Origin of the sequence: Bacteroides sp. HMSC067B03, from assembly GCF_001811315.1 — a bacterium.
GTDB classification, from domain to species: Bacteria; Bacteroidota; Bacteroidia; order Bacteroidales; family Bacteroidaceae; genus Bacteroides; species Bacteroides faecis.
In genome coordinates this window covers 21,481-31,022 of sequence record NZ_KV804294.1, presented here as the reverse complement: position 1 = coordinate 31,022, position 9,542 = coordinate 21,481, and the positions used below count along the sequence as shown (strand labels likewise).

8 protein-coding genes are annotated in these 9,542 nt (G+C 44.4%); 5 read left to right on the top strand and 3 right to left on the bottom strand.

The window, feature by feature from the left end:
• The first annotated feature begins 552 nt into the window (after positions 1 to 552).
• The gene (locus tag HMPREF2794_RS04925; protein ID WP_029425523.1) at positions 553 to 1,686 is read left to right on the top strand and encodes a GyrI-like domain-containing protein; all 1,134 of its coding nucleotides are present in this window, start codon (positions 553 to 555) and stop codon (positions 1,684 to 1,686) included.
• Positions 1,687 to 1,707: 21 nt separating this feature from the next.
• The gene (locus HMPREF2794_RS04920) at positions 1,708 to 2,178 is read left to right on the top strand and encodes a GyrI-like domain-containing protein (RefSeq protein ID WP_010537802.1); all 471 of its coding nucleotides are present in this window, start codon (positions 1,708 to 1,710) and stop codon (positions 2,176 to 2,178) included.
• Between the two features lie 65 nt (positions 2,179 to 2,243).
• On the opposite strand, the gene HMPREF2794_RS04915 is transcribed toward HMPREF2794_RS04920, so the two are convergent.
• Together HMPREF2794_RS04915 and HMPREF2794_RS04910 are read right to left on the bottom strand one after the other, a co-directional pair.
• The gene (locus tag HMPREF2794_RS04915; protein ID WP_070751063.1) at positions 2,244 to 3,014 is read right to left on the bottom strand and encodes a hypothetical protein; all 771 of its coding nucleotides are present in this window, start codon (positions 3,012 to 3,014) and stop codon (positions 2,244 to 2,246) included.
• Between the two features lie 80 nt (positions 3,015 to 3,094).
• The gene (locus HMPREF2794_RS04910; protein ID WP_022300915.1) at positions 3,095 to 4,486 is read right to left on the bottom strand and encodes a GDSL-type esterase/lipase family protein; all 1,392 of its coding nucleotides are present in this window, start codon (positions 4,484 to 4,486) and stop codon (positions 3,095 to 3,097) included.
• Between the two features lie 92 nt (positions 4,487 to 4,578).
• Here HMPREF2794_RS04910 and HMPREF2794_RS04905 point away from each other — a divergent pair, with 92 nt between their 5' ends.
• The 3 genes from HMPREF2794_RS04905 to mtgA all read left to right on the top strand — a co-directional run bounded on the left by HMPREF2794_RS04905 (position 4,579) and on the right by mtgA (position 7,517).
• A complete protein-coding gene (locus HMPREF2794_RS04905) occupies positions 4,579 to 5,934 on the top strand; it encodes an MATE family efflux transporter (protein WP_070751061.1) in 1,356 nt (451 codons plus the stop codon).
• 145 nt (positions 5,935 to 6,079) lie between these two features.
• Complete coding sequence (locus HMPREF2794_RS04900) at positions 6,080 to 6,796, top strand: YiaD family glycine zipper/OmpA-like lipoprotein (RefSeq protein WP_010537798.1); 717 nt, start codon at positions 6,080 to 6,082, stop codon at positions 6,794 to 6,796.
• Positions 6,774 to 7,517: a monofunctional biosynthetic peptidoglycan transglycosylase gene (mtgA, locus tag HMPREF2794_RS04895; protein ID WP_029425522.1), complete on the top strand. Its 744-nt coding sequence runs from the start codon at positions 6,774 to 6,776 to the stop codon at positions 7,515 to 7,517. Before HMPREF2794_RS04900 ends, mtgA begins: the two co-directional genes overlap by 23 nt.
• A gap of 86 nt (positions 7,518 to 7,603) precedes the next feature.
• On the opposite strand, the gene HMPREF2794_RS04890 is transcribed toward mtgA, so the two are convergent.
• The gene (locus HMPREF2794_RS04890) at positions 7,604 to 9,379 is read right to left on the bottom strand and encodes an oxaloacetate decarboxylase (protein ID WP_070751058.1); all 1,776 of its coding nucleotides are present in this window, start codon (positions 9,377 to 9,379) and stop codon (positions 7,604 to 7,606) included.
• Positions 9,380 to 9,542: the final 163 nt, after the last annotated feature.

The window sequence follows — 9,542 nt, the reverse complement described above, 5'->3', positions numbered from 1 at the left end:
TGGGCTGAAATGCCCAGACCTACTCGACCTAACCTTAGAATGTTTATTTTCAACGGTTTGCATAATCCAAAAATAATGCGTACATTTGAACCCAAGATGTTGGCAGACAGACACCGGACAACAGCAGACAGTTTTTAAGGACTAAAGCGTGACGGATGCAAAGCCGAAATTTCTGAAAGTACTGATATTGAGGAAGAAATAACGCTTGGTTCATGACCCAGGCGGATCACTAAAAAAGAAGAAAAGTCTCTGATAATCAATGGTTATTGGAGACTTTTCTTCTTTTATTCGTATATACGGATAAGAGATATTAATGCTGATCGCTACTCCTCCGATGATGAAAATATTCTCCACCCCAGCCTATCGGCAATAAAACCGGTTAGCAGCAGACCGATGACAGAAGGGAACTGACTGATACTTCCTCCATACAAAGGAAAGATACAACTTTAGGAAATAGCAGAAATGAACATTTGTTAATAAAAAGATGCCTATTCCGGACAACTGCTTACCGGAAAAATAGCTTATTTTTGCAAGCAAAGCAAGAATAGACAAATGGTTGAATCCGAAATAAATAAAAGATATTGCCAAAGTTGCGGAATGCCGCTTCGCTTTGATGTGGAAGAATATCTAGGTACTAACTCTGACGGTTCGAGAAGTGATGAGTTTTGCTATTATTGCCTGAAGGAGGGAAAATACATTGTCGACATATCCATGTGGGAAATGATCGATATCTGGATAAAATATACAGATAAATATAATGAATATGCAGATACGGACTATTCTCCGGAAGAACTGAGGAATATACTGAATAAACGGCTTCCTACACTGAACAGATGGCGGCAAAAGGTGGAAACAAGCTATCTGCATCACAAGATGATTCAGAACATAATAGTGTACATCAACTGTCATCTGACGGAGATATTGGATACTGATACACTGAGTTCAATGAGCGGGCTGTCCAAATACCATTTCAGAAGAGTGTTCCTTGCCGCTACCGGAGAAAATATCGGCAGCTATATACAGCGTTTGCGCATTGAACATGTTGCACATTTGCTGATCTCAACAGACTATACACTGAAACAAATAATAGAGCAGACAAGTTATCAGACTAAATCCAGCATTGCTAAAGCTTTTAAGAAACATTTTGGTATATCAACTTCCCAATACAGAGAAAAGCATAAACCGAACAGTAAAAATCCGGCAACGGATATCGAGCCGGAAATAAAAGTGATCAGCCCGATGAAGATATTCTGCATTGAAGTAGGAGAAGCGTATAAAAACAAAATAAAATACCAATTGCTATGGAATAAACTACGGCATTACGCCAGACAGTATGAAGCCGATCAGCGGTATGACAAGTTTATCAGCCTTAGTATGGACGATCCGTCAATCACACCTACAGATAAGTGCAGATTCTATCTGGGTATTACCATTCGCGATGATTCAAAAGTGAAAACGATGCCGGGGATCATGCAGATACCCGGTGGACGGTATGCCATATTCAGGCATAAGGGAAGCTATTCTTCTTTATACAAAGCGTACAGGATGATTTATGAGGAATGGTTCCCGAAAAGTAAATACCATCCTCAAAGTACATCCAGCTTTGAGGTATATATGAATCGTCCGTCTACTACAGAAACATCGGAGTTGCTAACAGACATATATATACCGGTCATACGGAAGTAATCATCATTAAAAACAGAATCTATGGCAAAGATATCAGAAATCATGCTTTTACAGCAACCGGAGCAGCCTGCTCTGGCTATCGAAGTGCAAACCGACATGAAAGGAATGCCACAAGCTATCGGAGAGAACTTTGTAAGAATCGACACTTTATTCAAGGAGCAAGGGGAAGTGACCACCAATATTCCCTTTGTCGGGTACCCCGACTTTGAAAGCCTGACCGAAGAACATGTAAGAATGATTATCGGATTGAAATCGTCGAGAACTCTACAAGGGACCGGAAACATAAAGTCTGTCATCATCCCCGCCAGAAGAATAGTCTCATGCTTGCACAGAGGAAACTACAATGAATTGGCACAACTGTATAACGAGATGGCCGAATGGATAAAGACAAATGGATATAAGGCTTCCGGAACATCAATAGAATATTATTACAGTAATCCGGATGTGCCCGAAGAAGAACATGTCACAAGAGTTGAAATGCCTTTGCTATAAAAAACAGGAGACATGCCTACAATTGCTGAAACGACATAATTACGCTGTGACAAAAGCCAGCCGTGTTAAAAGCCAATGGATATGCGGCCTGACGTTTCCATCTTCCATTCCTTTGAATTCTTGTCATACTGATATTCAGCACCGACACTTACTTCCGTATTCTTTTTCACATCGACCGATATGGAGGCTCCCATCCCCGTATGTGGAAATATCGGATTATAAGCCGGAGGAGGCGTATTGCCCCAGATAAAGTACTGTCCCCAGACATTTAGACGGACATTTCTGGCCAAAGTATATTGCATCCTCGTATACATTCCTGCTATATCTTGCCTCGCTATAGGCAAAACCAAGTAGTATTGCCGGCTATAGGCACCTCCTGCCTCAACGAAAAATCTTTGGGAAGGTACCCAGCGCACTCCGGCATTGACTGCCATATATTGTCCTAATCCCAAATAAGTTTTCTGTTCCGCACTCCCAATAAAAGAAAGTCGCCCATTCATCGGATACCACCGGAAGTTATAAAAATCCGTCAATGTCGGATTACTTTCCAGCAATGCAGGAAAATCATAAAAATAAGGAGATAAGCCCGATGCAGGGTTTGAGGGTGTCAAGCCGTATGACTGCGTGGACTTATCATCTGCTGCTTTCTTTTTGACCTCCATATCCGGCAACTTCGGTTCTATGTCTTTTGTTTCAAGCAATAAACGTCCGCTTACTTCCGTAGAACTATTTTTCTTTTGCACGTCTACTTTATTCTCCTTTTCTACAGTTTGGGAAAAGGCAGCAGTAACACATGCAGAAGTTACAAAAACGAAAACAACAATTGTTCTGACCATTATATTCTCCTTTCCTATATCAAGGCTATATTATTAATACAATTATCCGGTCAAAAGCTCAATAGTCAATAACATCTTTTTTATTTTAAAGAGATGATAGATCGACGGACAGTTTCTGCCATTACTTTGGCTCCCTTTTCATTCGGATGAATGCGGTCCGGAAAAAGTTCGGGCATTCCGTCCATAGCAGTATGGAGGTCTATGACAGACAGGTTGTTTTTCCTGGCAAGTTTCCTTATCATCGGGATGATCTCTTTGGAGATAATATCATCGTTGATACCGTCACCTGTCAGATAGGCTTTGGAAGGATAGCAGAGATAAATCTTCGGTTGTGCCGGAAGGGCTTTGAAGGCATCAATCATTGTCTGCGCATCTTTCATAAAGTCGGCTTTGTATTTCCAGTTGAATGATTTACTGTCGTTTGTCCCGAGTTTGATAACAACGATATTAGGATTGAAAGCTAATGCATTCTTGTAGGCAAGTTCATTCATATACGGATGATCTCCTTTGTTCAACATAGTGCGGGCACTTACTCCGAAGTTTTTCACCCAGTAACCATCGCCCAGCATACGAGACAATACGGAAGGATAACTATCGCGGCTGCGATTCTTTATTCCTGCTCCGAACGTAATGCTGTTGCCGATGCAAGCTACACGTACGGCATCTTTGCGGGGAGCTTTGAAGCTACGCAACCAAGAGGTCAGTTCGTTCTGCATTTCACTCTTGTAGAGGAAGTCTTCACGGATTCCCCAACCATGTCCGCCTGTGGGATAAATGTGGAGAACGGAGGGAACGCCTTTCTTATTCAGAGCCAGATAATAGTTGACTCCATTGGCAGGAGGAACGACTTTATCATCATCACTATAAACAATGAACGCACGGGGAGTTTCCTTTGTCACCTGCTTCTCGTTAGAGAATTCTTTTTCCAGTTCTTCAGAAGCATCTTTGCCCAACAGATTGTCATGAGAGCCCATGTGGGTAAAAGATTTATCCATCGTAATCACCGGATAGAAGAGAATCTGGAAATTAGGACGAAGCTCTTTAGGCGCATGTGTAGCGATTGTCGAAGCCAGATGACCTCCGGCGGAAGATCCCATGATACCAATATCATTCGGATTCAGATTCCATACGTCAGCACTGTCGCGTACCATTTTCATGGCGGCTTCGGCATCAGAGATCGGGAGAGTGCGGTCCCCTTTCGGCATCCGGTATTTAAGAACGATCAATGCAATTCCTTGTTTGTTGAAATATGGTGCCCAGTCATACCCTTCATGATTGACCGCCAAGCCGGAGTATCCCCCACCCGGGCAAGCTACCACCGCACGCCCAGTTGCCAATTCCGGTGCCGGAAGAAAAACACGAAGAGAAGGTTGTTCAATATCAAATGGTTTTGGCGCACTTTGTGCCGAGGCTTGCAGACCTGCTAACAACAGGACGAGCAATACCCAAAAAGAAGAGATTTTTTGTTTCATAGTATCTGTATACTTTGATTAATGAATATTTTGATGTGCGAAGATAGTAATTTTATGTATCTTTGCGCCTCCTTTTAAATAGAAAAAGTAATATGCAAGGGATAAAGAATCTGACACATGGTCCTATCAACCGCCAACTGTTCAATCTGGCGATGCCCATCATGGCAACATCGTTTATACAGATGGCATACAGCCTTACGGATATGGCATGGGTGGGACGGTTGGGAAGTGAAGCCGTAGCAGCCATCGGTTCTGTAGGAATCCTGACGTGGATGTCCGGTTCTATCTCCTTATTAAATAAGGTAGGGTCCGAAGTCAGCGTAGGACAATCCATCGGTGCACAAAACCAAGAAGATGCCCGTCAGTTCGCTTCACACAATATCACGATTGCACTGATCATTTCGCTCTGCTGGGGCGGATTGCTTTTCACATTCGCAAGTCCCATTATCCGGATTTACGAGCTCAAAGAGCACATCACGGTCAATGCTATCGAATACCTGCGGATTATCTCCACCGCATTACCGTTCATATTCCTGTCTGCCGCCTTTACCGGTATCTATAATGCAGCAGGACGAAGCAAAATCCCGTTTTATATCAGCGGTACAGGACTGATTATGAACATCATTCTCGATCCCCTGTTTATCTTCGGATTCGGCCTGGGTACAAACGGTGCCGCCTATGCCACATGGCTTTCGCAAGCTACTGTTTTCGCTATCTTCATCTACCAACTACGTTTCCGCAAGGACGCCCTGCTCGGCGGTTTCCCATTCTTCTCCCGCCTGAAGAAGAAGTACACACGGCGTATTCTGAAATTAGGTCTGCCCGTAGCTACCCTGAACACGTTATTTGCGTTTGTCAACATGTTCCTCTGCCGCACCGCCTCCGAACAGGGCGGACACATCGGACTGATGACCTTCACCACCGGAGGACAAATAGAAGCTATCACCTGGAATACCTCCCAAGGCTTCTCCACCGCACTTAGCGCCTTTATTGCACAGAATTTCGCTGCCGGACGAATAGAGCGCGTGCTGAAAGCATGGCATACTACCTTGTGGATGACAGGAATCTTCGGTACTTTCTGCACACTGCTGTTCATTTTTTACGGAAACGAAGTCTTTTCAATTTTTGTCCCCGAACAGGCGGCTTATGAAGCCGGCGGTGTATTTCTGCGTATCGACGGATATTCGCAGCTATTCATGATGCTCGAAATCACGATGCAGGGAGTGTTCTATGGCATCGGACGTACCGTACCTCCTGCCATTGTCAGCATCGTATGCAATTATATGCGTATTCCGCTTGCCATCCTGTTTGTACGGATGGGCATGGGAGTAGAAGGCATCTGGTGGGCAGTATGCGTCACAACGATTGCTAAAGGAATGATTCTCTTGGGATGGTTTACCATGATCAGGAAAAAATGCTTAAATCTGCCTTCCGTGTCAACAAGGTAGCCATGTCGTTTGTTATTTAACATATACAAAGATCATCCGGAGTTATTTTAACCTAAAAAGTATGACCTTGGCAAATAATATGTATCTTTGCGTTGTTAATTTATTAAAGTATTATTTTATAAACCTATTAAAAAAACATTGCATTATGAACAAAATGAAATGGATGGTTCTCTTCATGAGTATAACCATTATATTCAGTGGCTGCGCAAGCATGAACAATACGGGCAAAGGTGCCGCAATCGGCGGTGGTTCGGGTGCTGCATTAGGTGCTATCCTCGGCGGTGTTATCGGTAAAGGCAAGGGTGCTGCCATCGGTGCGGCTATTGGTACTGCCGTAGGTGCAGGAACAGGTGCCCTTATCGGAAAGAAGATGGATAAAGCGGCAGCAGAAGCAAAACAGATTGAAGGCGCACAAGTAGAGCAGATAACTGACAACAACGGATTGCAGGCAGTAAAGGTAACATTCGATTCGGGTATTCTTTTCACTACCGGTAATGCGACTCTAAGTGCTGCTGCCAAGTCTGCATTGAGCAAGTTCGCCAACAACGTACTCAACCAGAACAGAGACATGGACGTATCCATCTATGGATATACCGACAATCAGGGCTGGAGAAACAGTACTGCCGAACAAAGTCGTCAGAAGAATCTGAACTTGTCACAGGAACGTGCACAGAGTGTAGCCAGTTATTTGTTGAGCTGCGGCGTTTCATCCAGCCAGATTAAAGGTGTGGACGGAATGGGCGAAAGTGATCCTGTTGCCAGCAACGACACAGCTGCCGGAAGAGAGCAGAATCGTCGTGTAGAAGTTTACATGTACGCAAGTGAGCAGATGATTAAAGATGCACAAGCCGCTTCCCATTAAAAGAATATTGCGTTATGCACGCAACCTGCTGATTTTCTTCTTTGCATCTACCATTCTGGCTGTGATTGTCTATCGGTTTATGCCGGTGTATGTCACCCCGTTGATGGTCATCCGAAGTGTACAGCAGCTTGCGTCAGGAGATAAACCCACGTGGAAACACACGTGGGTTTCTTTTGATAAGATATCTCCCCAACTGCCGATGGCGGTCATCGCCTCCGAAGACAACCGTTTTGCCGAACATAATGGATTTGATTTTATCGAGATCGAGAAAGCGATCAAAGAAAACGAGAAACGGAAACGGAAGCGCGGAGCAAGTACCATCAGTCAGCAGACAGCCAAGAATGTGTTCCTATGGCCGCAATCATCTTGGGTGCGCAAAGGATTCGAGGTTTATTTCACCTTTCTTATAGAGTTGTTCTGGTCGAAAGAACGAATAATGGAAGTATATCTCAACTCTATTGAAATGGGAAAAGGTATTTACGGTGCACAGGCTGCCGCCAAATACAAATTCAATACGACAGCCGCCAAGTTGAGCAAAGGACAGTGCGCACTGATTGCCGCTACGCTCCCCAACCCGATACGGTTTAACTCAGCAAAGCCTTCGGCATATATTTTGAGACGACAAAAACAGATATTGAGACTAATGGACCTGGTTCCTAAATTTCCTCCTGTGGAGAAAAAAGCCATAGAGAAGAAGAATACCAGGAAGAAAAAGAAATAAAGCAATCCCTTTATCCCAGTCTGTATTCCATCAGGAAACAGAACCAGAATAAAGGGATTGTTTCTATCCGTTATTTTATATATGCACTATGCCGGCTCCTCACATCTTTCAATATACGCCAACGGCTCACCTTTATTGACCAGTGCCCCCTGCTTGGCACATACCTCGATCACGCGACCGCTAAAGTTTGCCAACACCTTATCATACGTATTCCAAGGAGTAGCGATATAACAAAATACATCATCCGGCTCATATTTATGTCCCACTTCGGGTGGCATGGAAGGCGATTCCACGTCAATCTCCCAAATGATCCGGCCTTTTTCCATAGCAGTCACCGGTTCGGCTTTCGCACGCTTCATCCGTTTCACTTCTTCTTCCGAGAATCCCTGTTTGGCCAAAGCAGCATCTTTGGCACGCTGCAAGTCGTCCTCGAAACGCTTCTTGGCAACACCCGATTTGTAATCCCTGTATTGACGGTCGTGCATTGCCAGCTCAAAGAGTTCTTCATCATCCTTTCCAAAGTCCCAACCGTTTTCTGTCATTTCTTTGCGATACTCATCCAACTGGTCCGGATAATTCTTCTGTGGGTCTTCGTCTGTAAATTCATATCCTTTTTCTTTTGCCAATGCGATAATTTCGGGAGCAAGTGTACCGGGCAAACGCCCGCTTTTACCCAGAATCATATCCCAGGTATGATTGTCGATCATCGTCCAGCGCTCCTCTCCTTTGATAAGAGACATCACATTCATCAATGCCACATTCTTCACATATTGGCTGAACGGGGTTACCAGTGGAGGATAACCAAGTTTTGGCCACACATACTCTACTTCGTCAAACAGCATCACGAGCAAATCGTCAATGCTCAGTTCCGGTTCGTTCTTACCTCTCAATATCATATTAATGCCGGAATGTACTCCTTTCAGATCGGCCATCATAGAGCCCATCATACCTCCGGGAAGTCCGCATTTCAAGAGCAAAGAAGACATATGCTTGTTGGTAGGGTCCATAAAATAGCCCAGAAAATCGTCGATAAACTCCTGCGTCATGGCACGGGCTTTCATATAAGCCTTCATATTAGTCTCCGGCACCTGAAATCCTGCATCTTTCAGCATAGCTTGCACGGAGATAACATCCGGATGAACCTTTCCCCACGAAATAGGTTCCATCGCCACATCGATAATATCCGCGCCATTCTCACAAACTTCCAGAATAGAAGCCATGGAGAGCCCCGGTCCGCTATGTCCGTGATACTGGATGATGATTTCGGGATGCCGTTCTTTGATTGCTTTCGTCAGACGTCCCAGCATTTCGGGACGACCGACACCCGCCATGTCTTTCAGGCAGATTTCCGGTGCTCCGGCTTCTATCAGACGCTCGGCGATAGCGGTATAATATTCTACGGTATGCACGGGTGAGAACGTAATGCACAACGTTGCCTGCGGAATCATCCCTGCTTCGAGGGCATAACGGATGGAAGGAATAATATTCCTGACTTCATTCAGCCCACAAAAGATACGGGTGATGTCCACACCTTGCGCATGCTTCACTTTATACATCAGCCGGCGTACATCTGCCGGTACGGGATACATTCGGAGACCATTCAGACCACGGTCGAGCATGTGAGTTTGTATGCCCGCTTCGTGGAAAGGTTTTGTGAAAGCCCGGACGGCTTTGTTCGGGTTCTCTCCATACAGCAGATTGACTTGTTCGAACGCACCTCCGTTGGTTTCTACACGAGAGAAACAACCCATTTCGATAATTAACGGAGCAATTCTTACTAACTGATCGGCACGTGGTTGATACTTGCCGGACGACTGCCACATATCCCGATAAACGAGACTAAATTTGATTTCCTTTTTCATTGCCGTAAATAGATGAGATTTATATTACTTAGGTTAACTAGTTGATACAAATATAGAAAGTTCTCTGACATAATAACAAACATTCAGCGAATAAGTTGGGCTATAAAGATATGTTTAATATCATATTGTCACAAAAACGAAGGAGCAAACGAGTTTCTCACTC

Bases quoted from the DNA above. Each gene is read 5' to 3' on its own strand.
- HMPREF2794_RS04900 (WP_010537798.1), top strand. From the start codon at position 6,080: ATGAACAAAATGAAATGGATGGTTCTCTTCATGAGTATAACCATTATA.
- mtgA (WP_029425522.1), top strand. From the start codon at position 6,774: ATGCACAAGCCGCTTCCCATTAAAAGAATATTGCGTTATGCACGCAAC.
- HMPREF2794_RS04925 (WP_029425523.1), top strand. From the start codon at position 553: ATGGTTGAATCCGAAATAAATAAAAGATATTGCCAAAGTTGCGGAATG.
- HMPREF2794_RS04890 (WP_070751058.1), bottom strand. From the start codon at position 9,379: ATGAAAAAGGAAATCAAATTTAGTCTCGTTTATCGGGATATGTGGCAG.
- HMPREF2794_RS04920 (WP_010537802.1), top strand. From the start codon at position 1,708: ATGGCAAAGATATCAGAAATCATGCTTTTACAGCAACCGGAGCAGCCT.
- HMPREF2794_RS04905 (WP_070751061.1), top strand. From the start codon at position 4,579: ATGCAAGGGATAAAGAATCTGACACATGGTCCTATCAACCGCCAACTG.
- HMPREF2794_RS04910 (WP_022300915.1), bottom strand. From the start codon at position 4,486: ATGAAACAAAAAATCTCTTCTTTTTGGGTATTGCTCGTCCTGTTGTTA.
- HMPREF2794_RS04915 (WP_070751063.1), bottom strand. From the start codon at position 3,014: ATGGTCAGAACAATTGTTGTTTTCGTTTTTGTAACTTCTGCATGTGTT.